Origin of the sequence: Burkholderia latens, from assembly GCF_902499045.1 — a bacterium.
Classification (GTDB): Bacteria; Pseudomonadota; Gammaproteobacteria; order Burkholderiales; family Burkholderiaceae; genus Burkholderia; species Burkholderia latens.
Genome location: NZ_CABVPL010000002.1, coordinates 207,730 through 234,654, shown reverse-complemented (window position 1 = coordinate 234,654; position 26,925 = coordinate 207,730). Strand labels below are relative to the sequence as shown.

Below are 26,925 nucleotides of genomic sequence, written 5' to 3'. Positions count from 1 at the left end.
TGTCGATTTATCAGGCCGCCTCGGCCGCGTCTTGGCTTCCTAAATCGGACTTCTCTGATCTCTGATTCATTTCGGCCAACTTCCCGCACATTTTACCGTTGGTCGTTGGTCACGGGGGCTGAGATCGTATCCGATGATATCAATTAGTGATCCTTTATTAATTGATGGTTCGCAAATAAGAGTTGTCTGATTGGTTCGGTCTGACCAGGGTCTGAAAATGTAGCGGGCAGGGCGCACCCCATTGCGCGGCCCCTATTAATTATTCTTGGAGTATGTATGCATCAATCCATCATTCGTGCGTGTCTGCTGGGCGCGGTCGCAATCGCCGGTACCGCGCACGCGGAGGTCAAGGAGCAGTCCTTTGAGATCAAGCTGAGCGCCGAGGTGCCGCCAGTGAGCGTCTTCGAGGTCAAGGAGGAGGGTGGGTGGGACCGTGCCAAGCCGCAGGAGCTCACGTGGAACGCCGAAAAGAAAAAGTTCGATGCACTGACGCTGAAGGTAAATGCGAAAAGCACGGTGGGCAACGTGCAGGTGAAGTTCTCGAGCGCCGAGGTGCCGCGCCTCGCCCTCAAGGGCGACGCGGAGGCCTACTTCGAGGTGGGTGCCAAGGTCGGCGATAAGGACGTCGGCACTGACGCCGCGGAGGTTGTGACGAAGGCCGAGGCGGCGCAGGGCAAGTCGCTCGATCTGGTGATTACGCCCGGGGAGGCGAGCGACAAGATCAAGAACGATGTGCTGGCGGGCACCTATGAGGGCACGGTGCCGCTGATGTTTGAGTCTGAGATTGACTAAGGAGTGATCTGGTGAAGAAGTTGATTTTGGCAATTGCTGCGAGCGCATATGCAATGTCGGCGTATGCGGCAAATCCGGACCCGATTGATCTCAAGGTTCAGCTTGCGGGTAAAGTTCCAAGGCCGGATATCTTTGTGGTAAAGCCCAGGGGCGAGTGGGATGGTGAGAACAAGACGTTGACCGTGCCCGACGACTGGGACTGGAGTGGCAAGGGCGGGAACGAGATGGCGGAGCTCCAATGGGATGTGAAAAGCTCTTATGGCCCCGTCCATCTTAAACTTCGGTCTCCGCTGCAGGGCAAAGACGTGTCGACGGAAGGCCGTGGGGTGCTGGTGCACGACAGTGGTGATGATTTTGTCGAGCTTGACGGGAATATAACCAGTGCGAAAGGCGGATGGCGAAATTGGGGCTGGGTGAACTACGAGGACGGCGGAGAGGTTTTGATGGCCGAGTCGGCCGCGAGAGGCGACTGGGTCGGTGTCCGATTGCGTCTTTACGCTCCGAACCGCGTCCCGCGTAGCGGTACCTATACCGGCACGATGACTGCGATCTTCGAGACCGGGATGGCGTCTTAAGGTGGTGCTTTCGCACGTGCGTAATGGTCCTCCCTCGTCAGCGCACGACAACGGATTCGTCCCTATAAACAGGGGCGAATCCGTCTTTCCGCAAGCGCCGGTTCAATGGCCATTACGTGCCGGCATGGCGCTGGGCTGTCCGAAACAAACCGCGCAGCTTTTCATTATTTAATAATCCGTCGCTTTCTCAACCAGCTTCAGCGATTTCTTGGCCTCCTAAATCAGACTTCTCTGATTCGTTTCGGTCATTCAATTTCCCATAATTCCCTCAGTCGACACCGACCGCATGCCGTCGGCTTTGCGCTTCCCCGCCGTCCACACCGATAAATTGCCGCGCGCCCGTTGCGGTGGTTCTGCTCGCGTGGCTCTGGAGCGCATTTCGCCCATACGGTGTGTCCAGTTTCGATTGTCCCGCGTATCCATCGGGTTACCCATTTAACGGAATTTAACGAATGTTGGAGCAGCTATGCCAAAAATGAGCAAGATCAGCGTCGCTATTTTTCTTGCCATTGGTGCGCTGTGCCAACAGGGCGCGTTCGCGCGTGCGGAGGTTGCCGGCTCGGGAGCGGACCTGTTCGAGCAGGCGGAGCAGCTTCCGGCGGATTTTCTCGAGCAACTGTTCGATTCACCGCTGATCGTGCGTATCGATTTCGATGGCCATTCGGCAGGCGAGGGCACGATCACGTTGAGTCGCGACGGAAAGGTCCAGTTGGTGGCGCTCTCGAATGAGCAGCGCGGCGGCATCGAACAGGGCGATCGCGAGCTGATCGAAAAATTTCTCCGTGAGCCGCGTGCGCTTGGCGCCTGCGATACCAACTGCGACGGCGTGCTCGCGCTTCACTACAACCTGCAGGACTCCGTTTTATCGATCGTGACGCGCCATGCGGAACAGGATGGCGAGCAGAAGAAATATCACCCGCTGCCGGCCAGTGGAAGCACCGGCCTGATTACGTACAACTACCTGAATCTCACGGGTGGCCAGGGCCGTGAAATCGGCGGACGGTATTCGTTCGACGCCATCGGTAGCGTGGGGAACTGGTCCATCACGAGCGGATTGCAGGCGACGCAGAACCGCGGCATGCGGCGAGCCAGCGAGATTGAATACTCGGTGCCGCGCCTATACGCGCAGCGCGAGTTCGAGGGCAAGTTCGCGCGCGCGGGCTTCTTTACGCCGGACCTGGCAACCGGTATCCGGCCTCCGCGCATGCCGGGCGGAGGCGCGGCGACCACACTTGGGGTGATGTTTGGCACCTCCGAGGCGCGCGAGGTCGAAGGCGCGCGCCCGAGCCTCTATCCCGTTTATGTGACCGCCAATCGCCAGGGCATGGTGGAAATCTATCGCAATGGCGCGTTGATCCACAGCCAATCGGTGCAGCCGGGGCTGCAGGTGGTCGATACGCGCCCGCTGCCCAGCGGCATCTATGAAGTGGAGATCCGGCTCGTCGAGGATGGTCAGGTTACGTCCACGCAGAACGAGCTCATCTACAAGCCCGCGGCGTGGAGCGATCCCACACAACGATGGAAGTACGCATTTTTTGCTGGACAGGAACGCAACCTGATCGGCGAGGATCGCTCGCACGCGTTCACCGCGGGTGGCGCGATCAACTACCTCGCCCATCCGCGGGTCGTGCTCGGTGCGTCGGCGCAGCATGTGGCCGACGCCAACGTATTCGGCGCGTCGGTTGACTGGCAGTTTACCGACCGTGCGCGAACGTACTGGAACGTGTACCACTCCTCGAAACATGGAGTGGGCGGCGACGTGCAGATCCTGATGCCGTACCGGGACGGGAGCGTATCGCTGAGCCACAGCCAGCGCTGGCAACGCAGCGACCGGCGCCATCGGAATGCGCGCTCGAGCGTGCGCAGCGGCAAGGTGCATGACTCGGCGATTACGTGGAGCCATCGCTTCACGGCGCAAACGAGCATCATGTCGCGCGCTTCATACGCCAGCGGTGCGACGAGCGGCCTCGGTGTCGACCTGTCGGTTTCGCATCGACATAGCTTGTTCGGCAACGATCTCACCTGGCGTTTGTCCGGCTTCGATCGCCCCACCGGGACGTTGGCGAGAACCCGCAACCGGGGCGTCGATCTTGGCTTGAGTATTGCGCTCGGCAAGGAAAAACGCAGCTACAACGTGAACCTCGGAACGCGAAGCGGCTCGGATGGCCGGCGTGATCAGTATGCGTCGCTGGGCGTGCGGCAGGAGCTCGACACCGGCTTCTTCAGGTCGGTGGGGGCGAACGGAACCGTCGACCGGTATGGCTTGAGCGTGGGCGCCACCACGCAGTTCGAACATTCGGTGGCGCGCGGCGATGCGTTCCTCCAGCGCTCGTCCAAGGAAGGCGGCATTGCCGGCGGGATGAACCTGTCCAGCACCGTTGGCACGAACGGCAAATCCGCGGCCGTGTCCGGCAAAGGCAACGCCTTCAACGGCGAGTCCGCAGTGATTGTGGACCTGGCATCCGATTTCGAGGACGTCAAGGTGCGTGCCCAGGACACCTCGGGCGGCAGCATTGAACTGCACCCGGGTCGCAATCTGGTTCCCGTGTCGGCTTATCGCGCGGGTCGACTCCAGTACTTCTTCGATCGATCGCAGGCGCCGGCGGCGACGCTGCAGCCGGCCGCGACCCATTACCACCTGAACAAGGGCGGCGTCGGGTACGAGAAGGTGCACGTCATGAAGACACTGACGGTGATCGGTCGACTGGTCGACCGTGCAGGCAAGCCGGTGCGAGCAGCCCACCTGTCTAGCCTCGCGGGGCGGTCGGTCACCGAGGCCGACGGATTTTTCGCGCTCGAAGTGAGCCACGCCGATCCGGTCATCAAGGTCGAGAAAGGGGGCAAGCCGCTCCGCACGCTTCACCTGAAGCCGCAGGACCATCAAATGGAAGGTGACTCCCTGATTGTCGGGGAGTTGGAATGTGAACAGGAGCAGACCAATGCCGATTCAGGGGAAAGCCGTGATGAACAGGGGTAATCAGACGGAGAGCGCCAATCGAGGCGCACGCGCATCCACCGCTCGAGTGCTGATCGTGCTCATGCGATGGCTGGCCGGTTCGGTTTTGGTGCTAGCCGGCGCAACCGTCGCGTGTGCCGCCGATATGTCGATCGAGGCTGAATACCTGCCCGGTGCGCAGACCCAGGGCGAAAACGGCTTTCGCAATATCACGAGGCCGGCAGGCTTTTGTGCGGCCGATCCCGGTGGCTGTGCAGGTGTGACGACTGTCGATCTGCCGGTGGGCGATGTGAGCTACGGTGCACTCGATAGCGGTGCGAATGGGCAGGATGGCGTCTATCTTCGGGCGCCGGCCAATCCGGTTCGTGTGGAACTCAGGGACGAACGCACGAATCGGGTCACTGCGGTCACCTTCCGGGTCGCGGGCATCATCGGGCAATACACGCTCCGGCCGGACGTGTACCAACTGACCGGTACGCCGGCAGGAAGCGCTGAAACGGCACATGCGGCCCTGTGGAATGGAGGCGGTTGGCTACAGCCGCCGGCAGGATGTACGGCGCTCTCCGTCCAGCCGATCGCCACGGCAAATGCCTACCGGTTCGGCTGGCGTTTGCCCCGCGACGGTGGGGGCTGTTTCAAGACCCCTCGCCAGTCGCTTCCCGCAGGCGCAGTCGTGCTCGATGGAAATTCACTTGCCGTGGCCTACGAACTCGTCACGCCGGATCCCGTATCGCTGCCCAATGGCACTTACCAAGGGGTGCACACGTTCACGGTTGGACCGGGAAAGGATTTCGACTTCGGCGCGCATGCTCACGTGGCGCGATCGAGCGTTGATGTCGCGTTCGTCCTGAAGGTGCGCCACAAATTCATGATCACGGACTCGGGCGCCGGTAACGACGTCAAGCTTGCCCCCGCTCAGGGCTGGTTGAACTGGATAGCCGAAGGCAAGCCCTCTACCAGGATCGAGCGTGATGTCGCGTACGGACTGTCTACGGGCGAGCCGCTGCGGGTAAGCCTGCGGTGCGAGGACGGTGAAGACGCGGCGGGCCGCTGCGTCATGCGCAACCCCCGTGGCTCGGTCGTACCGGTCGATCTTGCGTTGACGGTGGCCGGAGCGACTACTGACCGTAAAGCGCCGTTCAGTCGGATTCCACTGACCACGCGGGCACCCGCGTCACTCGATGTCGACCGGTATCTGGACAATGCCGTGGCAACCGCCCATGTCGCCATTGACGGCCCGGGGGTATCGGAGATGGGCCAGCATCCCGGGACGACCTATACAGGAAGGGCCTCCGTTGTATTCGATGCGATTGCCGAGTGACGCGAGGAGCAGGGCCGCGGCCGCCGCTTTCAGACTATTCCGATATTCGCCGCACCGTGGAGTTCGGAAAATGGAATCTCTGACATGCAGCCGGTCCACGCAATCGCTGCATATTTTTGAACTGGCACACACGCAATGATCGAAAGACCGGCCCTGGAAGCATTGGGCGAGATCGCATTCAGTGCCGATAACAGGAGTGTCGAATGAAAGTCAATCTCGCGAAATGTATGTTTGCTGGCCTACTGGCCATGTGCTCGCTTTCGGTCAGCGCGGGCGCGCCGTCGATCAACATTGGCCCCATGTTCGAGTACATGGGCGGAAAGCAGTCGTCGATCCTCAAGCGGATCCGGAACAAGGGGGATGCGACTGCATTCGTACGGGTCGAGGTGAGCGAGGTAGTGTTCAACGATGACGGCAAGCAGGAAGAGGTGCCGCTCGACCCCGCGCTGTTGACCCAACGAGACGGCCAAGGGCTGATCGCGAGTCCCTCGCGCCTGATCGTGCCGGCCGACGGTGCCCAATCGGTGCGTCTGCTCTATCGCGGCAAGCGCGACGCGGAGCGCTACTATCGCGTGCGCTTTGTACCTGTCGTGCCGAAGTCGAAAGACGACTTCGTGCTGAGCAACGATGAAATCGAGCAATACAAGGAATCGCTGTCCGCGGGCATCAACGTGCTGACGGGATACGGGGCCATGGTGATCGTGCGTCCGGGCGATGAGGGCTATCAAACGGAGTTCAAGGTGGAGGGCGGCAAGAGCATCGTCGAGAACAAGGGGAGTTCGATGGTGACGCTCGAGGCCTATCGCGTGTGCAAGGAGAAGAACGGTGCATGCGGCGAACCGACTGCGTACTACATCCGCCCGGGGAAAACGAAGGAGCTGCCGTGCGAAGCCGGCTCGCGTTGCGAGTTCGAACTGCGCGAAGGTGAAAAGCGAACGAGGATGCATGTCGAGGCCGGGCAAGTCGCGTCGGCGACGTGAAGGTGACTTTCCATCGCTGAAGTATTCCACCGCGACGCAAGTCGCAAGACAGCAGTGAGGCGGGCCACAAACTTGCACGCGGTGAGCTCCCAGAGATAGGTCAGTTGGCCGACAACCGTCGAGCGCTCCTGGATGACCTGTATGAGTTCTCCTTCTTAATCGGGAGTGCATAAATAAGAGTTGTCTGATTGGGTCAGCCTGGCTCGGCCCCGAAAATGGGGTGGCAGCGCCAGTCTGATGCGCTGCCCTATTAACCGCTCTTGGAACATGTATGCATCAATCTGTCATCCGCGCGTGTCTGCTGGGTGCGACCGCAATCGCCGGTGCCGCACACGCAGCCCCGCTGAAGCAGCAGGAATTGGAGATCAAGCTGAGCGCCGAGGTGCCGGTGGCGAGCAGCATCGAGATCAAGGCGGATGGTTGGGACTTGACCAAGCAGCAGCCGATCAAGTGGGGCGCCGACCAGAAAAAGTTCGAATCGCTGAAGCTAAAAGTGACCGCGAAAAGCAAGGTGGGCAGGCTGCGGGTCAAGTTTGCGGACGCCACGGAACCGCGCCTTGTCCACGGAGACGATGCGGAAGCCTACTTCAAGGTGGGTGCCAAGATCGGCGGCAAGGACATCGGCACTGATCCTGTCGAGGTTGTGACGAAGGACGAGGCGAAGAGCGGCTCGTCGATCGAGCTGGTGATCACGCCGGGGGAAGCGAGCGACAAAATCAAGGCCGCTCCGGTGCCGGGCAAGTACGCGGGCACGGTGCCCCTGATGTTTGAGACTGAAGTGGAGTAAGGAGTAGTCGGTGAAAAAGCTTGCTTTGGCAGTCGCTGCGAGTGCATGCGCGTTGTCGGCGTATGCGGGAAATCCGAAGCCGATCGATTTAAACGTCCGGCTCGCTGGTCAAGTACCGCCGCAAGGCGTCTTTGAAGTAACTGCCCAAGGCTGGGAAAGTGGTTACGAGGCCAAGTTTAACATCGGGGACGGGTGGAGTGGCAGTGAAAAAATGGAACACATGCCAGTCAAAGTAAAGAGTAGTTATGGCGCTGTTCATTTGAAGCTGACGTTGACTTCGGGCGGGGAATCAATGACGACAGGCAACTGGTATCTCGCTGGCGAAGATCGAATATCGAAAATCGGCGTACGGCGACGGGTGCTGACCGCCGAGATGAATTTTCTGGAATCGATAGAAGAGGAAAAGGTAGAGGTCGCAAGTAAAGACGTTGCCGCCAAAGGAGGTGAAATACAATTGATTCTGGGGATCTATTTTAACAAGGATATTCCCGTGAAAAGAGGCATGACATATAAAGGCGTTGTGTCTGCGGTCTTTGAGACGGCTCTCGATGAATAAGGGGCTTGTATTTGCGGTAGGTCATGGTGTTTAGTGTCTTTAGCCTGTTCGTTAGTGAGGCTACTATCTCACGCCTTCGCGGTTCACGCGGACGCATGACGCGTCGCATCAGTTTTTAACTCCGGAATCTAACTGCCGTCCGAAATAAACCCGGGGAGCGGGCTATTAATCCCTATGGGTAGTCGTTGCTCACTGGCGCTTGGCTGGCAGCGCTTTCGATGGGGGCAAAAATTTCCGTGTTTGACGCGAGTTGAGATTCATACGGATGGTCGAACGAATCGATCCTCGTAGAGGATGGAGAACCGGCCCATAGCCGCCTTCCAATCATGAACAGCACGCCCCAATCGGTAGTGATGTTGCGCAGTGCCAGCCAGACGAGCTTGGTGGCGGCCTCATCGGTCGGGAAGTGCCCCGAGTCCTGATGATCCTGCGCAGCTGCGGGTTGATGTTCGCGATGGCGTTCGTAGTGCATACAACCTTGCGAACCGCCGGCGGAAACGCGAAGAACGGAATTACACGACCCAGGCGTTGCGCCACGCCGCGCTGACCGTGGGGACTCCGGCTCCATGGCCCTCCAGCAAAGGCATAAAGCGCTGCTTGAGCTGCCTCCGCGCTCGGGACGGTGTATATCGGGCGAATCACGGCGGCTAGTCTTCGACTGTCTTTCCAACTGGCGCAAATATGTTGGCCGGCACACGAAAGCCAAGGACGTATACAGGTGACGCCGCGCTATCCGGTGTACGTGTTCATGGCCGCCTACGGCAACGCGGTGGTTCCGCGCACATAGGAAAACGCGCAGAACGGCCTGTGTTACGAACTGCTGCACGGCAGACCATTTGCTGACCGACAACTCGCCGTTCCTCGGCAAGGCTGGGTATCTCTATCCGGACTTCGACGCCGGTCCGGCCGGCGCGTGCTGTTACAGGCATTTGCGGAGCACGACGCGAAACTCGCGACGCGTGCCACGAGCGCTCGAAGCACCTGCTCAACTCGGTTGAGCATCCGCAACCCCCGCAACGTCGCTGTGTATTCCCACGCGATCGAATCGCGCTATCGCGATACATGAGACATCGTATATTCTTTGGTGGCTTTGGCGTGTGTCTCAGGACTTGCGCGCCGATGAATTTATCCACCGGACGTGGTGATGCGAGCCTGATTATTCGCGGACGGTCTAGATTTCGAATGCGGTCAACGAACGGTTCGTGGGGCTGAAATAGACGAGCAAGGTGCGTCGGCACGGACTTCGGTTTTTTAAATAAATTCCCAAGAAAAATTGGGGCCGAGTATTCTATGTGAACGCGACTCATGGACGTTGTGCATCGCAAAATTACATGTTCAAGGCGAGACGTCGAGAAAGGCGGACTGGCGAGTGCCGTCACATCGCGGTGTGTCGTTGCTCCGGAAGCCACCATAGAAAACATGAATCCTGCGCATGCAGGCGCGACGTTCGAAGAGAAATCTCGACTTGGTCGGTATCCGGATAGAAAGTTGATTTAGATTGACAGGGCGCCGAAGGGCGAGCCCGCGGATTGCAACAAGGCATCGAAAGGATAGACAGCTATTTTTTTTTGGGAAAATGTTGATGAATGCATCCACTGAAAGTGGCAACGCTCGTCGTCGCATCAATGTCGTCGTGGCTGATGACCATCCGGTAGTTTCTACCGGCGTCGCCGCGATCCTGTCGGCCGAGATGGATATCAATGTCGTCGGTGTTGCATCGACAATTTCGGACCTGCTGCATCTGTTGCAACAGCAGTCTTGCGATGTCTTGATCTGCGACTATTCATTCAGCGGAGATCAGCAGCCGGATGGAGTGGCACTGTTCAAGCGACTAAGGCGTAGCCATCCAGAGGTTGCGATTGTCGTGCTGACCGCACATCAAGATATCGCGCTGCTTGTCTCTCGCGTCATGAATACGGGCGTTGCAGGCTTCCTGAGAAAATCAAGCCAAGATTTCGCGCGCTTGGCCGCAATCGTGCGCCGTGTGCATGCCGGGCAAACGTTCGTTGATCCAGCCGTGGCTGTCGACCTGCTCGAGGCCGGACATGCGGCGCAGACTTCAATCGAATCGCTTAGCGAGCGCGAGCTCGAAATATTCCGCATGCTGGGGCGCGGGATGTCGGTTACCGAAATCGCGATGCATACGAATCGCAGCATCAAGACGATCAGCCACCAGAAAATGAGAGCGATGCATAAGTTGGGGGCGAGATCCGAAGCGGACCTTTACCGCATCTACACGGAACATTTCGGCTCATGAGCCAGTCTCGCCGCAACGCGGAAGAAACTCCGGGTGGGGCCGACGACGGAATCGCGACGGCAACCCAAGCTTACGCCCCGCTCAGGTTGACGTTTTCAAAGCGCCTGCTGATTGTTTCGACCATAACGCTGACGTGCCTTATCCTGGTATGCGCCGGGGGCGTGACCGAACTCCTGATATCGCATCAGCACGAGGAATTTGCGCAGCAATTTTCCGCGCAGAGAGAGGCATTGAAGGAGGAGGTCGACAGGCGCGAGGCCCGCATTCGCCAGTTGGTCGTGACGTACCAGATCGCAAAGGAGTACCTGGAGTCAGGTGACTCGCAGGCGCGGAAGGTTCCGTTGCCCAGAAAGAACCAGTTGGCTCAGACAGTGCCCGGATCTGCGGCGACCCGCGCATTCTCGGTCGTGTCGACGCTCACTTCACCCCTGGATTCGGGTCGCCAGACAAACTTGATCGATCTGGCAAGATATGCGTCGACGTTTTCGCTTTCGCAGCAGGACAAATCGCCACCGCTATCCGAGGGGTTTATCTATACGCCGGATAAGCGATTTCTGGCTACGCTTCCGCCGCTCGCACCGGACCAGATTGCTCGGCTGAACACTGAAAAGGCCGCGGAAGACTTCATTGGGAAACGCATGGAGGCTGTCGAAGAAGAGATGCAGCGCGATGCGCAGAGCGGAGTTCGCGGCAAGGTTGTGTGGGTGACCGGATCGAAGGATCCACTCAACGACATGACGACCACCTATTTTGCGACATCCGTCTACGACGGTGAGCAACGCAAGGCAACGATCGCATTGTCGATTCCGTGTAATCGATTCAATCAGTATTTTCTGCACAACGAAGGCGATCCGCATTTCTTTGTTGTTTCGTGCGCGGTGCAGCGACTATTGGGTATCGACGAAACGAATCCGCAAGAGGCGCATTGGGCGGAAATCATATCGAGAAATCCGTGGGTATACCAGGCGGCGAACGGACGGCCCCAACGCATCTGGCGCGAGGGCAGCTTCTTCGTTATTCAGCGCGTGCCGGGCCCGCAGTGGGTGGCGGTATATGCCTATACCTGGAGCGACCTTCTGGGCGCAATCAGACAACAACTGCTGCTTGTTGTACTCGCGACGCTGAGTGGATGCGGTCTGGTCATTGGCGGCGCGTTCTGGATGAATCGCGAAGTGATTCGGCCGTCCAGGGAGCGGCTGCATAGCCTTTTGGAAGGCGAGGCGTTCAGTCGCTCCATCATCCAGGTCGCGCCAGTGAGCTTGACCGTCGTGGCCAGGAAGAGCGGTGCCATCCTGTTGCAGAATGCGGAAGCGCAAAGCCTTCAGATGGCCTTTGCCAGCCAAGGGGAACAGGACTCCAGCCCCGACAACGTACTTGCACGTGCCGGCGCACTGGTCAGGTTTCACGCGGGGAGTGCCGAGCGCTCCGGCGTGGTAAGCCGGTTTGAGATGGAGCCTGATCTCGAGGTTGCCTATGCGCAGGCAAAGTATCGCGGAGACGATGTTTTCGTGATCGGGATGGTCGATTTGGCGAAGCGAAAGGAAATCGAACGGCGGCTGCGAGAGTCTCGAGCGCGTGCTCAGGCCGAAAGTCACGAGAAGGGCATGTTTCTGGCGACGATGAGCCATGAAATCAGGACGCCGTTACACGGGGCATTAGGGAATCTTGAATTGCTTTCGCGGATGGGATTGACCCAGGAGCAGCGCTCGCGCTTGTTGATTGCGCAGGACTCGTTTGGCTCACTCCTTTCGCTGATCAACGGCGTGCTCGATCTGTCCAGAATCGAGGCAGGCGAGTTCCTGCTGCAGGAACAGCCACAACACATTGATCAACTCGTCGAGCAGGCAAGCCGGACGTTTGCGGTGGATGCGCAGAAAAACGGCGTGCGGCTTCTCTGCCTGATCGATCCGGCACTGCGGGGCACGTGGATTTGTGACGGGTACCGGTTCACGCAAATAGTCACCAATCTCATTGGCAACGCCGTCAAGTTTACATCTCACGGTGCGATTACGGTTTCACTCGGCTTGACCGGGGACGGACAGGTTCGGCTCCGCGTCGCCGACTCCGGCAGGGGGATTCCCGAAGACGAGATTGAAAAGATTTTCATGCCTTACGTCCAAGGCTCGGCCGGCCCGAAAAGTTCGCGGGCAGGTACCGGGCTCGGCTTGTCTCTTTGCCAGAAAATCGCCGAACGAATGGGTGGTGGTATCACCGTCGAAAGCGAGGTTGGCGTCGGATCGATTTTCACCGTCGTGTTGCCACTGCATCACGATTCAGCGGCGCAAATCAACGGCAATGCCGGCCAAGGCGTCCATTTCGTCGTGAATTGCGATATTCCCAGTTGGCGTGGGCAACTGGCGGCCCAGCTCAGCGCGTGGTATCCGGCTGCCCGCGTCACGAGTGGTCAGGATGACGGGCGGGAGGAAGCGCATGCATCCACCGTTTTCATCGACGCGCGCGACTGGCTCGAACATGATGGTTCGCCTGAAGCGCCCGGTGTCTACCGTCGCATTACGATCGGACTGGACGGGCCGCTTGTCCCGATCTCCACAGGCCATGCCGTCACAATTAGCGCCTACAGCGGTCAGTTGCTTCTAGACGCGATCGAAATGGTCCTTTCCGGAGCGGACGCTGATGGCAGCGAGGGCACGGACGGTTCCGGCGAAATCACAGGTGGTGCGTGGAGTGATGCCAGCGTTCTGGTGGTTGAGGACGACCGAGTCAGTGCGCAGTTGATGTGCGATCAACTGCGGATGCTCGGGATCGGACACGTAGAAGTCGTCGGTAGCGCGGAGGATGGCATTCGACGTTGCCGGTCCCGAATCTACGATCTCGTCGTCACCGATTCCAATTTGCCGGGCAAGGGCGGGGCGGAGCTGTTGTCCGACTTGCGAGCAGCGGGGATATCATGGCCGGTCGTTTTGTGTACTGCCGATGCGACACTCGCAAGCGTGGCGAACACCCGGTTCGATGCGCTCATCACAAAACCGTCGACTATGGGCGACCTTTCTCTCGTGTTGCAAAACGTGCTCGGACCTGGCGACGTTCAGCAACCGACAGTGGCTACACCTGATGTCAACCGACTTCTGTCGTTGTTCATCGAATCGTGGATTTCCGACAGAGAAGCACTCCGATTGATGGTGCAGGCGGGTCACGTGTCCGAGGTGCTGGAGCGATTGCACCGGATCCAGGGCGCCCTGATGATTCTCGACAGGGGCGAGCTGGTAAGTCACTTGGAAGAGTGGTCCGCGAAAATAGCGGAATCCAAATGCGTCGAGGAAGCAGATTGCCAGTCGTTTGTCGATGCGGTGGAGTCGTGGCTGGCACTGCATGCTACAGCCAAAAAGGGTTCCTGAAAGGTGATGCCAGCGGTCGAGATGCGCGCTCAACAGCCTTCAAGTGGCGAGTAATTCGACGCCGGCACGAAGCGACGGCCGCGTCGAGTTCTGCCCGAGCCGCCTCCGCGCTCTGTGCGGTGTAGATCGGGCGAATCACGACAGCTGATCGCGCCTCAGCAAGGCGCGAGATCATGCAACAGGCCCGGTAACGTTTTGGCTCAGGGCAGGTCAGGGGGTACGTAGTGAACCCCGAATTGCTCCGCTAGTTCCGCGAGCCGACGATCACGCGTCCAAAGGCGAGTGCTCGCGGTCAGCAGTACCGAGGCCAACAGCGAGCAATCTACTGCGCCACATCCGCGTCCATACAGACGTTCCCGCTCGATCCAGTCTGCTACTTCACCCGGCATCGCGAGCCGCGTTTGACGCAACAGCGCGAGGTCCCCAAGGGTTCTGGCCCGCGGCTCGGGCGGCGTCCCGCAGGCGAGCTCGAGCATCACCAGCGGGTGCGTCAAGACGTTATCGCTGCGCAGCAGCTGGATGAGCGCCGGGAGCGGCCGCCGGAAATGGTCGACCCACACGGACGTGTCGACCAGGACACTCATCGGGCCGTCGCCGCGGGATTACGGCGCGGCACATTCGGCATGTCGGGCGCGAGACCGCCAAGCGCCGCAAGGCGTCGGCCGGCCTCGACACGGACGAACGTTTCCAGGGCGGTCCCCAAGCGACAATGGAGCCCGCACAAATACGGGCTGAGGAAACCGGCTGCATCGGAATGCAAATTGTCTTGCGGAGCTAGCAATCGACACGCACAAACGATGCAAACGCGAGATTTTTACGCCGACCCTAATTCAAGATAACCTGAACTATATAAACGGTGAGGCGCTCGACGCGCTTGCCGAAGACCGGCGCCGGCCGCGCGTGTCGCGGCCCTGCGGCGTCTCTATCGCGATCCGCTGACGGGGTTCGGCGGACTGGGGAATCGTCGAGACGCCGGGCGGTGGCGTGACGGGCGTGTGCAGCCGTGCGAAAGGGCGACCGCTGAAACGGTGCGGGGTTCCGGATGACTATGCTGCATTCGACGACAAGGATGCTTGTTCGGATATTTGCCTTCGGTGCAGGGGAGTGGCGCGTCCGGTGCCGATGCAGCGCTTTTGGTCAGTAGCTCCGACTATCGTTGACCGTTGCGAGAAGCCCTTGGGAATCTATTCCCGGTAGGCGATACAAGTCGGAAAAATTAATTTCGTCCTGAAATAATCAAATAAGCCTGATCCACACTTTAAAAGTGGTTTGTGAAGACGTGCGTTATTTCCACCTCCCGGTGAGCGCCTCCAATATAAATTCAGTTTTTAATTGAATCGACTCGTCTCGGGTGGACCTTCGGCGTTCGAATAGGAAATGGCCTATGTTTTCGTCGAAAAATCGGACATCGGGCGACTTTTTTGCGTCGCTTCCTATATTTCGCGGCATTGGATGGAGCAGATAATTCGATGGACTTTGGAGTCGGACCGTCATTGCGTCCATGAGCGTAAAGCAATGGGCGCAAGCATGAAGCCCGGCGGGTCTCACGGCCATTACCCGAATCGAAGTGGGGCGGGATTTCGGTCAGCTGTTCGTTCGATAGCGATGGTCGTCCATGCTGATGGATGAGCGCTATTTTGTGTTGAGATAGAGAGTGTTATATGAATAAGTCGTACAAGGTGGTTTGGAACGCATCCAGCGGCACATGGACAGCGGTTTCTGAAACTGCGAAATCTCGCGCCCGCGGGGCATCGTCGAAAGATGTTTTGCGAAAAACCCCGGTTGTGTTGGCAGCTGCTATAGGGGTTGGAATGGTGGGGGCGACGGGGCATGCTTATGCGTCCAACGCAGAGGCTAGCCAGTACTGCGAATCGGAAAGTGGTAAGCCAATTGAATGTGACAGTGGCAAAAATAATTATAGAAAAGAAGTAGCGTCGTCGTTGTCGAGTGGCGTTGACGTTGCTAGCTCGACGGTTACATCTTCCGCAGCAGGGGAGGCAGGAGCCGATGCGGCGAATGTTAAACAGTTGTATTCGGTGGGCGATGTGAGTGTCGTGATTGGTACCGGCGCGCGTGCTGACAAGTACAACGGTTGGGACGTTGGCAGTGTTGCGATCGGACCGAAAGCGGTTGCCGGTAGATTCGACCAAGTCGTGATCGGCAATGAGGCGAGTGCTTCGGAAGACTACGCTGTCGCAATCGGCTTGAATGCAAACGGTGCGGGTCAATACGGGGTAGCGGTCGGGCCTTGGGCAAGCGCACAAGAATCTGCTGCGGCTATCGGGTCTGGAGCGGGAGCTGAGGACGAGGGTGTGGCTATTGGGGCCGGAGCAAAGGCGGTAAGCGGGTCGGTGGCTCTCGGCTACTACGCGAAGGCGGACCGTGTCGATACCGTTTCGGTCGGGGGCGGGAAGTACGGGGCGCTTCAGCGCCAGATCGTGAACGTGGCAGCGGGTACGCAAGACACCGATGTCGTGAACGTGAAGCAACTTAATGGTGTAGCGACTGCGCTGGGGGGCGGTGCAGGCATTGCTGCAGATGGCAGCGTAAAGGCACCGACGTACACGCTGGACAGCGGCAAGACCGTTGTTCAAAACGTTGGCGAAGCGGTGTCGAGTCTCGACGGCCGCGTGACAACGAGTGCATCCGACATTGAGAGCTTGAAGGGCGAACTGTCGGACTCCGGTAAGTACATGAAAGCAAGGGGAACGACTGCGGCGCAAGCGACCGGGGCTCGGAGCATTGCTATTGGCGATAACGCAGTTGCAAAAGACTCGTACGGAGCCGGGGAAGGGGGAGACACCAATATCTCCATCGGCGCAAACTCATTCACGTCTACGGAATGGCACCAGGTAGCGCTTGGTGAGGGTGCCTATGTTTGGGCGGCCAGGTCGGCTGCCATTGGCTTCAATGCCAGTGCTGCGGCCATCGATAGTGTCGCACTGGGCAGTGGCTCTGTGGCAGACCGCACGAACACGGTGTCAATTGGATCGGAGAAGAATCAGCGCCAGATTGTCAATGTCGCGGCGGGTACACAAGGCACCGACGCGGCTAACGTGGCGCAGCTCACTGGCGTAGCGACGGCGCTGGGTGGTGGCGCGGGCATCGACGCCAACGGCAGTATGACGGCACCGACGTACACGTTGGACAGCGGCAAGACGACTGCAAACAACGTAGGCGAAGCGGTGTCGAACCTGGACGGTCGTGTGACGACGAACGCGACGAACGTCGAGAAACTGCAAGGCAACTTTGCTGATACCGGTCTACTGGATACGAAGACGGGCAAGGTGGTTGCCGCGGTGACGGCTGACCAGATGAATGCCTCGATTGCGAAGGCGAGTAGTGACCGGCTCGATGCCGGTTGGGTCACGGTCGGGAAGGATGCGTACGCAACCAGTAAAAACGTCGCGGTAGGCGTCGGTGCCAAGGCAGATACTGCGGGAGCGGGAACGGGCGTGATTGCTATTGGCGATAACGCAGTAGCCGGTCGGCAGGGGTATTCGGGTGCTATTGCGATTGGCCAAGACGCACGCGCGGTCGATGGCTCGCAAGGCGGTCTTATGCGTGCAATAGCAATCGGATCAGGCGCGCAGGCGCAAGGGGTGTCTGTTGCCGTCGGACCCGATGCGCAGTCCAGCCCAGGTAATGGGGTCGCGTTAGGGCACCAAGCCAGCGTAGGCGCGGATGCCACGTGGGCAGTCGCGCTTGGCACCGGCTCGGCGGCCGATCGAGCCGATACGGTCTCGGTGGGGAACGCCGGACGCCAGCGTCAGATTGTGAACGTTGCAGCGGGTACGCAGGACACCGACGTCGTGAACGTGACGCAGTTGAAGGGCGTAGCGACGGCGCTGGGCGGCGGTGCGGGCGTCGGCGCCGATGGCAGCGTGACGGCACCGACGTACCACGTCGGCGACAAGACCTACGGTAACGTGGGTGACGCGATCGTTGCCGCAGCCGAAATGGGTAGCGGTACGGATCCGAACGCGGTTGCATACGACGATGCGGCGAAGAGCACGATCACGCTGGCTGGCGAGAAAGGCACGACGCTGAAGAACGTCGCAGCTGGCGCGGTGAGTGCGGATAGCACGGAAGCGGTGAACGGCTCGCAGCTGTATGGCGCCGCGCAGAGTATGGCGAGCGCGCTGGGTGGTGAGTCGAAGGTAGACGAAGCCGGTAAGGTGACGGCGCCGACGTACACGCTCGACGGCGGCAAGACCACTGCGCGCAACGTCGGCGACGCGGTGTCGAACCTGGACGTCCGTGTGACGACGAACGCGACGAACGTCGAGAAACTGCAAGGCGATATTGCCGAGTCCGGTCTGATCGACAAGGGCACGGGCAAGGCGATTGCGGCGCTGACGTACGACCGCAAGGTAGACGGCACCGCCGACCGCGGTTCGGTAACGCTTGGCGGTGCGGACGCAAAGGCCCCGGTGGCGTTGAAGAACGTTGCGATGGGCATCGGCGACACCGATGCGGCGAACGTGGGCCAGTTGAAAGGCGTGACAACGGCGCTGGGCGGTGGTGCTGGCATCGGCGCGGATGGCAGCGTGACGGCACCGAAGTACCACGTCGGTGACAAGACCTACGGCAACGTCGGCGACGCGATCACGGCCGCGGCGGAAACCGGCGGCGGTGGCGGTACGAATCCGAACGCGGTGTCCTACGACGACAAGACCAAAGGCGCGATCACGCTGGCTGGCGAGAAAGGCACGACGTTGAAGAACGTCGCAGCCGGCGTGGACGCGACCGACGCAGTGAACGTCGGCCAATTGTCGGATGCAACGAAGTCGATTCGCGATTCGCTGTCGGACGGCAGCCTGTCGATGCGTTACATCAAGGTCAAGGCAACGGGGCAGGCCGCAAACGCCATGGGAGCCAATACCGTCGCGATCGGCTCGGGCGCAAACGCAACCGGCAACGGCTCGCTGGCCTTGGGTACGGGTTCACGCGCGAACGGGCTCAACTCGGTCGCGATCGGTCTGAATTCGGTTGCTACGGAGGCGAACCAGGTATCGGTTGGCGACGTCGGTCGCGAACGTCGCATTTCGAATGTGGCCGATGGTACGGAAGATACCGACGCAGTCAACGTGAATCAACTGACCGAAGCGATCGAAAAGATGACCGACCGGACCGACAAGCTGTCGTCGGAACTCAGGTCGCGGCATGGCTCGCTGACGGCTAACGTCCTTGCAGCCAAGACAGACTTGGCATCGGTCGACCCATCGAAATTCTTGCAAGTTGCCGGTGCGGGCGCGGACGGTAGTCAGGAAAATACCGCGAACATCGTTGGCGGCGATCCTGCGAGCGACACTGCCGCAGCGATCGGTGTAGGTTCCATTGCTTCGGGCGCGAATGCGGTCGCCCTCGGTGTGCGTAGCTACGCGTACTCGGATGGCGCAGTGGCTATCGGCAATATGGCCCAAACGGGTGCCGGCCAGGCGAACGCGGTAGCCATCGGTTCGAATGTGACGACCAATGGTGCGGGAGCGCTGGCGGTCGGCTCGAACGCGAAGGCAAACGGCGACAACGCGATCGCGCTCGGTAATAACAACGTGGCGGCAATCGGCACGAATTCCATTGCGATCGGTAACAAAGCCAGCTCTGCTGCAGGTGCGACCAATGGCATTGCGCTGGGCGCGTCTGCAAGTGTTGCTCGCAACGTGGCCGACTCGATGGCGCTGGGCGCAAATGCCAGCGTCGAAAAAGGCGCGAATAGTGCAGTCGCACTGGGTACCGGTTCCAAAGCGACGCGCGCCAATACCATTTCGGTGGGTAGTGCCGGAAGCGAGCGCCAGATCGTGAACGTTGCGGCGGGTACGCAAGGTACCGATGCGGTGAACGTGGCACAGCTCAGTGGCGTAACAACTGCGCTGGGCGGCGGTGCGGGTATTGGCGCCGATGGCAGTGTGACGGCACCGAAGTACCACGTCGGCGACAAGACCTACGGTAACGTCGGCGACGCGATTGCGGCCGCAGCGGAAAGCGGCGGTGGTGGCGGTACGAATCCGAATGCAGTTGCATACGACGATGCGGCGAAGAGCACGGTCACGCTGGCTGGCGAGAAAGGTACGGCGCTGAAGAACGTTGCAGCGGGTGCTGTGAATGCGACGAGCATGGAAGCGGTGAACGGCTCGCAGCTGTACGATGCGTCGCAAAATGTGGCGAGCGCGCTCGGTGGTGAGTCGACGGTGGACGCAGCAGGCAAGCTGACGGCGCCGACGTATACGCTGGACGGCGGCAAGACCACTGTGCGCAACGTTGGCGACGCGGTGTCGAACCTTGACGTCCGTGTGACGACGAACGCGACGAACGTCGAGAAGCTGCAAGGCGATATCGCTGAGTCCGGTCTGATCGACAAGGACACGGGCAAGGTGATCGCGGCGGTGACGTACGACCGCAAGGCAGACGGCACGGCGGATCGCGGTTCGGTGACCCTTGGCGGCGCAGACGCAAAAGCGCCGGTGTCGTTGAAGAACGTTGCGATGGGCATTGGTGACACCGATGCGGCGAACGTGGGCCAGGTGAAAGGCGTGACAACGGCGCTGGGCGGTGGTGCGGGCATTGGCGCCGATGGCAGCGTGACGGCGCCGAAGTATCGCATCGGCGAAAAAACCTACGGTAACGTCGGTGACGCGCTCGCAGCCGCGGCAGCTAGCGGTGGCGGTGGCACGGATTCGAATGCGGTTTTGTACGACGATGCAGCCAAGGGCGCAATCACGCTGGGGGGCGAGCATGGCACGACGCTGAAGAACGTTGCAGCTGGCGCGGTTAATGCGACGAGCGCGGAAGCGGTGAATGGCTCGCAACTGTATGGCGCCGCGCAAAGTGTGGCGAGCGCATTGGGTGGTGAGTCGAAGGTAGACGAAGCCGGTAAGGTGACGACACCCACGTACACGCTGGACGTCGGCAAGACCCTGGCGAAAAACGTTGGAGACGCGGTGTCGAACCTTGACGGCCGTGTGACGACGAACGCGACGAACGTCGAGAAACTGCAAGGCGATATTGCCGAATCCGGTCTGGTGGACAAGGACACGGGCAAGGTGATTGCGGCGGTGACGTACGACCGTAACGACGGCACGGCGCATGGCAGCTCGGTGACGCTGGGCGGCGCGGGCGCGGCAGCACCGGTAGCGTTGAAGAACATTGCAGATGGCGCGGTGACCGGGACGAGCACGGATGCGCTGAACGGCTCGCAGCTGTACGGCGCGTCGAAGAGTGTGGCGAGTGCGCTGGGCGGTGATTCGACGGTGGACGCGGGCGGTACGGTGACGGCGCCGACGTACGCGCTGGACGGCGGCAAGACCAAGGCGAAAAACGTTGGAGACGCGGTGTCGAACCTTGACGGCCGTGTGACGACGAACGCGACGAACGTCGAGAAACTGCAAGGCGATATTGCCGAGTCCGGTCTGATCGATAAGGACACGGGCAAGGCGATTGCGGCGCTGACGTACGACCGGAAGGCAGACGGCACGGCGGATCGCGGCTCGGTAACGCTTGGCAGTGCAGACGCAAAGGCCCCGGTGTCGTTGAAGAACGTTGCGATGGGCATTGGCGACACCGATGCGGCGAACGTGGGCCAGGTGAAAGGCGTGACAACGGCGCTGGGCGGTGGTGCGGGCATCGGCGCCGATGGCAGCGTGACGGCGCCGAAGTATCGCATCGGCGAAAAAACCTACGGTAACGTCGGTGACGCGCTCGCAGCCGCGGCAGCGAGCGGGGGTGGCGGTACGGATTCGAATGCGGTCTTGTACGACGACGCAGCCAAGACCGCTGTCACGCTGTCCGGCGAGAAAGGCGCGACGTTGAAGAACGTCGCAGCCGGCGCGGTGAATGCGACGAGCATGGAAGCGATGAACGGTTCGCAACTGTACGGTACGTCGCAAAGTGTGGCGAACGCGCTGGGCGGTGGGTCGACGGTGGATGCGGCCGGCAAGGTGACGGCGCCGACGATCCGCGTCGGCAGCAAGACCTACGGTAACGTCAGTGACGCGATTGCGGCCGCGGCAGCCAGCGGCGGTGGCGGTGGTGGTAAAGGCCCGAGCTTCGTCACGATCGATGGTATGGGTTCGGACGGTAGTCGGTTCAACACCGCGAGCATCGCGACGGGCGATCCCGAAAGCACGACAGCCGCCGCGATCGGCGTGGACGCGCATGCGGCCGGGGCGAACGCGATTGCGCTCGGCCTGAACACCGGGGCGCTGTCGAACGAATCGGTTGCGATCGGCAATATGGCGCAAACGGGCTCGGATCAATCGTACTCGGTTGCCATCGGTTCATGGGTGACGACCAATGGCGCGGGAGCGCTGGCGATCGGCTCGAATGCGAAGGCGAACGGCGAGAACGCGGTCGCGCTCGGCAATAACGGCATCAAGGCAATCGGTGAAAGCTCGATTGCGATCGGCAATGCAGCGGAAGCCGCAGTAGGCGCGACCAATGGCGTTGCGCTGGGCACGGGTGCGAGCGTTGCACCGAAGGTGACCAATGCGATGGCGCTGGGTGCCAATACGAGCGTGGAGGGCACGGCGAACGGTGCCGTGGCGTTGGGCGCAGGCGCGAAGGCGACGCGTGCCAATACCATTTCGGTGGGTAGCGCCGGAAGCGAGCGCCAGATCGTGAACGTTGCGGCAGGTACGCAAGGCACCGACGCGGTGAACGTGGCACAGCTGAGCGGCGTAACGACTGCGCTGGGCGGCGGTGCGGGTATCGGCGCTGATGGCAGCGTGACTGCGCCGAAGTATCACGTCGGCGACAAGACCTACGGTAACGTGGGTGACGCGATTACGGCCGCGGTGGAGATTGGTAGCAGCAAGGATCCGAATGCGGTTGCGTACGACGATGCGGCGAAGAGCACGGTCACGCTGGCTGGCGAGAAAGGCACGACGCTGAAGAACGTTGCAGCTGGCGCAGTCAATGCGACGAGCACGGAAGCGGTGAACGGTTCGCAGCTGTATGGCGCCGCACAAAGTGTGGCGAGCGCGCTGGGTGGTGAGTCGAAGGTAGACGAAGCCGGTAAGGTGACGGCACCCACGTACACGCTGGACGGCGGCAAGACCCTGGCGAAAAACGTTGGCGACGCGGTGTCGAACCTGGACGGCCGTGTGACGACGAACGCGACGAACGTCGAGAAGCTGCAAGACGATATCGCCGAGTCCGGTCTGGTGGACAAGGGCACGGGCAAGGTGATCGCGGCGGTGACGTACGACCGCAAGGCAGACGGCACGGCGGATCGCGGTTCGGTGACGCTGGGCGGCGCGGACGCAAAGGCGCCGGTGGCATTGAAGAACGTTGCAGCCGGCGCGGTGAACGCGACGAGCATGGAGGCGGTCAACGGCTCGCAGCTGTACGGCACGTCGAAGAGTGTGGCGAGTGCGCTGGGCGGTGAGTCGAAGGTAGATGAAGCCGGTAAGGTGACGACACCCACGTACACGCTGGACGGCGGCAAGACCCTGGCGAAAAATGTTGGCGACGCGGTGTCGAACCTTGACGGCCGTGTGACGACGAACGCGACGAACGTCGAGAAGCTGCAAGACGATATCGCCGAGTCCGGCCTGGTGGACAAGGGCACGGGCAACGTGATCGCGGCGGTGACGTACGACCGCAAGGCAGACGGCACGGCGGATCGCGGTTCGGTGACCCTTGGCGGCGCGGACGCAAAGGCGCCGGTGGCATTGAAGAACGTTGCAGCCGGCACGGTGAACGCGACGAGCATGGAGGCGGTCAACGGCTCGCAGCTGTACGGCACGTCGCAGAGCGTGGCAAGCGCGCTGGGTGGCGGTTCGACGGTGGACTCGGCCGGCAAGGTGACGACACCGAAGTACCACGTTGGCGACAAGACCTACGGTAACGTGGGTGACGCGATCGTTGCCGCAGCCGAAATGGGTAGCGGTACGGATCCGAACGCGGTTGCGTACGACGATGAAGCCAAGAGTGCGGTCACGCTGGCTGGCGAGAAAGGCACGACGCTGAAGAACGTTGCAGCGGGCGCCGTGAACGCGACGAGCATGGAAGCGGTGAACGGCTCGCAACTGTATGGCGCTGCGCAAAGTGTGGCGAGCGCGCTGGGTGGTGAGTCGAAGGTAGACGAAGCCGGTAAGGTGACGACACCCACGTACACGCTGGACGGCGGCAAGACTCTGGCGAAAAACGTTGGCGACGCGGTGTCGAACCTGGACGGCCGCGTGACGACGAATGCGACGAACGTCGAGAAGCTGCAAGACGATATTGCCGAGTCCGGCCTGGTGGACAAGGAGACGGGCAAGGTGATCGCGGCGGTGACGTACGACCGCAAGGAAGACGGCACGGCGGATCGCGGCTCGGTGACGCTGGGTGGTGCGGGCGCAGCAGCGCCGGTGGCGTTGAAGAACGTTGCAGCGGGCGTGGATGATACCGACGCGGTGAACGTCGGCCAGCTGAACACCGGATTGTCCGATGTGAAGCGCGAGCTGGCTGAAGGTAACATCGATCTGAAGTACATCAAGGTCCGGGCCAGCGGCGCACCCGCGACCGCGACCGGCGCTCAGTCTGTCGCGATCGGTTCAAAGGCCCTGGCAGGCGGTTCGAATACATTGGCGTTGGGTACCGGTGCGCGTGCGCTGGCGAGCGGAGCGGTTGCGCTGGGTGCCAATTCCGTTGCGAACGAAGCGATGACGGTGTCCGTCGGTGATGACGGGACCGAACGCAGGATCGTCCACGTGAAAGCGGGGGACGTCACCGCCAGGAGTACGGATGCGATCAATGGATCGCAGTTGTTCGAGGCGCTGGGCAAACTGAAATCCCATGTCGCAGCTGAGCAGTCGCACCTGTTGTCTCGGGTCAATGCGCTTGCGGATTCGGACGAGCCGAATTCCCTGGTCGTGGTCGACGGTATGGGGGGGACGAACTCGGCGAGTATCAGCGGGGGCGATCCGGATACCACGACGGCCGCTGCGATCGGCGTGGAGGCTCATGCGGCAGGGGCGAACGCGATCGCGCTCGGCCTGAACACCGGGGCGCTGTCGGACGAATCGGTGGCGATCGGCAATATGGCGCAAACGGGCGCGGACCAGGCGTACTCGGTGGCTATCGGTTCGAAGGTGACGACCAATGGCGCGGGAGCGCTGGCGATCGGTTCGAACGCGAAGGCGAACGGCGAGAACGCGGTCGCGGTCGGCAATAACGGCATCAAGGCAATCGGTGAAAGCTCGATCGCGATTGGCGACGCAGCAGAAGCCGCAGTAGGCGCGACCAACGGCATTGCGCTGGGCACGAATGCAAGCGTTGCACCGGACGTGGCCAATGCGATGGCGCTGGGTGCCAATACGAGCGTGGAGGGCGCGGCGAACGGTGCGGTGGCGCTGGGCGCAGGCGCGAAGGCGACGCGCGCCAATACCGTTTCGGTGGGTAGCGCCGGAAGCGAGCGCCAGATCGTGAATGTCGCGGCGGGTACGCAAGGCACCGACGCGGTGAACGTGGCACAGCTGAGCGGCGTAACGACCGCACTCGGCGGTGGCGCGGGCATCGGCGCCGATGGCAGCGTGACGGCACCGAAGTACCACGTCGGCGACAAGACCTACGGTAACGTCGGCGACGCGATCGCGGCTGCAGCGGCAAGCGGCGGCGGTGGCGGCACGGATCCGAACGCGGTTGCATACGACGATGCGGCGAAGAGCACGGTCACGCTGGCTGGCGAGCAAGGCACGACGCTGAAGAACGTTGCAGCTGGCGCGGTGAATGCGACGAGCATGGAAGCGGTGAACGGTGCGCAACTGTATGGTGCGTCGCAGAGCATGGCCACTGCGCTCGGCGGCGGCTCGCAGGCAGGCGCCGACGGCACGATCTCCGCGCCGAGCTACTCGCTCGAGGGTGGCACGACGACGGTGAAGAGTGTCAGTGCGGCGATCGGCAATCTCGACGGGCGCGTGACGGCCAACGCGAGCGATATCTCGACCCTGAAGGATACGATCGAGAACAGCGGTCTGATCGATCCGGAAACCGGGCACGCGGTCGCAGCGGTACGCTACGATCGCAACGAAGACGGTTCGGCGAATCGCGCGTCGGTCACGCTCGGGGATGCCGGTACGGCGGTTGGCCTGCACAACGTGGCGGCCGGAGCGGTCAGCGCGACGAGCACCGATGCGGTGAACGGCTCGCAACTGCACGGCACGGCCACAAGCGTCGCGAATGCGATCGGAGGCGACACGACCGTCGATGAAAACGGGCACGTTGCCGTCAATTCGATCGAAGTGGGCGGTCACAAGTACGCGACCGTCTCGCAGGCGGTGCAGGCGGCTGCGGCGTATGGCGCGACCGATTCGCTGGCGGTGCGCTACGACGTCGACTCACACGGCAACCCGAACTACGGTTCGGTGACGCTGGGCGGGCCTGCGGCGGCGCCGGTGATGCTGACCAACGTTGCCGACGGCAAGAGCCAGTACGACGCAGTGAACTACGGCCAGCTGTCGTCGCTGAAGAGCGACTTCGAAAACCGCCTCGGCACGATGGACGATCGCGTCAGCAAGATCGAAGCCACCGGCGGTTCGGGCGGTGACTCGCGCCGTACGGTCAGCAACGACCTGATCAGCGGTTCGGGCGAAGCGGGCCAGGCGGTGACGGCGGCCCAATCCGGCAACGGCAGCAACAACGTTGCGATGGGTTCGGGCTCGACGATCAACGGCGATGCTGGCAACGCCACGGCAGTCGGCGCGAACGCGACGGTGCGCGCCGCGGGCGGCACGGCGATTGGCGCGGGTGCTGATGCGCACGCGGCCAATAGCACCGCGATCGGCCAGGACTCGTCGGCTCGCGGCGAGAACAGCACGGCGATCGGTCAGGGTGCGAAGGCCCGGGGCGACAACAGTGTTGCGATTGGTGCGGGCTCCGTCGCGAACGAGGACAACACGGTCTCGTTCGGTGACGGCTCCGACCAGGGCAAGCGCCGGATCGTCAATATCGCGGATGGCGTGAATGCGTCGGATGCGGCCACCAAGGGGCAACTCGACCGGGCGGTTGGCGGGCTGCAAGGTCAGATCAACGGCGTATCGCGCAATGCCTATTCGGGTATCGCGGCGGCAACGGCGTTGACGATGATCCCGGGTGTCGACCCTGGCAAGACGCTGTCGTTCGGTATCGGCAGTGCGAGCTACAAGGGCTATCAGGCGGTCGCGTTCGGCGGGGAGGCTCGCATCAACAAGAACCTGAAGATGAAGGCCGGTGTGGGCTTGTCGAGCGGTGGCAACACCGTTGGCCTCGGTGCATCGTATCAGTGGTAATGGCCGACTGACGGAGCGGGGCAACCCGCTCCCGTATTTCCGGACCCGCCTCGCGCGGGTCTTTTTTTATGTGCGTTCCGCATGAGTGCGCGCCT

At 61.2% G+C, this 26,925-nt stretch carries 12 protein-coding genes and 3 pseudogenes; 12 read left to right on the top strand and 3 right to left on the bottom strand.

Annotation, left to right across the window (positions count from 1 at the left end):
* Positions 1-276 precede the first annotated feature (276 nt).
* From BSE24067_RS02290 to BSE24067_RS02260, 7 genes are all read left to right on the top strand, one after another.
* The gene (locus BSE24067_RS02290; protein WP_151063590.1) at positions 277-792 is read left to right on the top strand and encodes a hypothetical protein; all 516 of its coding nucleotides are present in this window, start codon (positions 277-279) and stop codon (positions 790-792) included.
* A gap of 11 nt (positions 793-803) precedes the next feature.
* A complete protein-coding gene (locus BSE24067_RS02285; protein ID WP_151063591.1) occupies positions 804-1,367 on the top strand; it encodes a hypothetical protein in 564 nt (187 codons plus the stop codon).
* Between the two features lie 475 nt (positions 1,368-1,842).
* Positions 1,843-4,344 carry a TcfC E-set like domain-containing protein gene (locus tag BSE24067_RS02280; RefSeq protein ID WP_170297437.1) on the top strand — a complete coding sequence of 834 codons (2,502 nt, stop codon included), beginning with the start codon at positions 1,843-1,845 and terminating at the stop codon, positions 4,342-4,344.
* The gene (locus tag BSE24067_RS02275) at positions 4,307-5,644 is read left to right on the top strand and encodes a hypothetical protein (protein ID WP_151063593.1); all 1,338 of its coding nucleotides are present in this window, start codon (positions 4,307-4,309) and stop codon (positions 5,642-5,644) included. The genes BSE24067_RS02280 and BSE24067_RS02275 overlap by 38 nt, the downstream gene beginning before the upstream one ends.
* A 203-nt stretch (positions 5,645-5,847) precedes the next feature.
* A complete protein-coding gene (locus BSE24067_RS02270) occupies positions 5,848-6,624 on the top strand; it encodes a fimbrial biogenesis chaperone (RefSeq protein ID WP_151063594.1) in 777 nt (258 codons plus the stop codon).
* Between the two features lie 271 nt (positions 6,625-6,895).
* Entirely contained in the window at positions 6,896-7,411 is a 516-nt protein-coding gene (locus BSE24067_RS02265) for a CS1 type fimbrial major subunit (RefSeq protein WP_151063595.1), read from the top strand.
* 10 nt (positions 7,412-7,421) lie between these two features.
* The gene (locus BSE24067_RS02260) at positions 7,422-7,967 is read left to right on the top strand and encodes a hypothetical protein (RefSeq protein ID WP_151063596.1); all 546 of its coding nucleotides are present in this window, start codon (positions 7,422-7,424) and stop codon (positions 7,965-7,967) included.
* A 324-nt stretch (positions 7,968-8,291) separates the two neighbouring features.
* On the opposite strand, the gene BSE24067_RS02255 is transcribed toward BSE24067_RS02260, so the two are convergent.
* On the bottom strand, positions 8,292-8,609 hold the full coding sequence (locus BSE24067_RS02255; protein WP_170297438.1) for a transposase: 318 nt from the start codon (positions 8,607-8,609) through the stop codon (positions 8,292-8,294).
* A gap of 85 nt (positions 8,610-8,694) precedes the next feature.
* Here BSE24067_RS02255 and BSE24067_RS32870 point away from each other — a divergent pair.
* From BSE24067_RS32870 to BSE24067_RS02245, 3 genes and pseudogenes are all read left to right on the top strand, one after another.
* A pseudogene (locus tag BSE24067_RS32870) lies at positions 8,695-9,033 on the top strand (DUF2827 family protein); the annotation flags it as partial.
* Positions 9,034-9,549: 516 nt separating this feature from the next.
* On the top strand, positions 9,550-10,224 hold the full coding sequence (locus BSE24067_RS02250; protein WP_170297439.1) for a response regulator: 675 nt from the start codon (positions 9,550-9,552) through the stop codon (positions 10,222-10,224).
* Positions 10,221-13,580, top strand: a complete 3,360-nt coding sequence (locus tag BSE24067_RS02245; RefSeq protein ID WP_151063598.1) for an ATP-binding protein — start codon at positions 10,221-10,223, stop codon at positions 13,578-13,580. The genes BSE24067_RS02250 and BSE24067_RS02245 overlap by 4 nt, the downstream gene beginning before the upstream one ends.
* 200 nt (positions 13,581-13,780) lie before the next feature.
* On the opposite strand, the gene BSE24067_RS02240 is transcribed toward BSE24067_RS02245, so the two are convergent.
* Positions 13,781-14,164, bottom strand: coding sequence for a type II toxin-antitoxin system VapC family toxin (locus tag BSE24067_RS02240; protein ID WP_151063599.1), 384 nt, complete (start codon positions 14,162-14,164; stop codon positions 13,781-13,783).
* Positions 14,161-14,274: pseudogene (locus BSE24067_RS32255) on the bottom strand (type II toxin-antitoxin system VapB family antitoxin); the annotation flags it as partial. The pseudogene BSE24067_RS32255 and the gene BSE24067_RS02240, both read right to left, overlap by 4 nt.
* Positions 14,275-15,241: 967 nt before the next feature.
* Here BSE24067_RS32255 and BSE24067_RS32865 point away from each other — a divergent pair.
* Positions 15,242-15,790 (top strand): annotated as a pseudogene (locus BSE24067_RS32865) (ESPR domain-containing protein); the annotation flags it as partial.
* A 141-nt stretch (positions 15,791-15,931) separates the two neighbouring features.
* The gene (locus tag BSE24067_RS32740) at positions 15,932-26,830 is read left to right on the top strand and encodes a YadA-like family protein (protein WP_279612897.1); all 10,899 of its coding nucleotides are present in this window, start codon (positions 15,932-15,934) and stop codon (positions 26,828-26,830) included.
* Positions 26,831-26,925: the final 95 nt, after the last annotated feature.

Excerpts from the sequence above, each read along its gene's own strand:
- BSE24067_RS02290 (WP_151063590.1), top strand. The coding sequence starts at position 277 with ATGCATCAATCCATCATTCGTGCGTGTCTGCTGGGCGCGGTCGCAATC.
- BSE24067_RS02280 (WP_170297437.1), top strand. The coding sequence starts at position 1,843 with ATGAGCAAGATCAGCGTCGCTATTTTTCTTGCCATTGGTGCGCTGTGC.
- BSE24067_RS02275 (WP_151063593.1), top strand. The coding sequence starts at position 4,307 with ATGCCGATTCAGGGGAAAGCCGTGATGAACAGGGGTAATCAGACGGAG.
- BSE24067_RS02270 (WP_151063594.1), top strand. The coding sequence starts at position 5,848 with ATGAAAGTCAATCTCGCGAAATGTATGTTTGCTGGCCTACTGGCCATG.
- BSE24067_RS02265 (WP_151063595.1), top strand. The coding sequence starts at position 6,896 with ATGCATCAATCTGTCATCCGCGCGTGTCTGCTGGGTGCGACCGCAATC.
- BSE24067_RS02250 (WP_170297439.1), top strand. The coding sequence starts at position 9,550 with ATGAATGCATCCACTGAAAGTGGCAACGCTCGTCGTCGCATCAATGTC.
- BSE24067_RS02245 (WP_151063598.1), top strand. The coding sequence starts at position 10,221 with ATGAGCCAGTCTCGCCGCAACGCGGAAGAAACTCCGGGTGGGGCCGAC.
- BSE24067_RS02240 (WP_151063599.1), bottom strand. The coding sequence starts at position 14,164 with ATGAGTGTCCTGGTCGACACGTCCGTGTGGGTCGACCATTTCCGGCGG.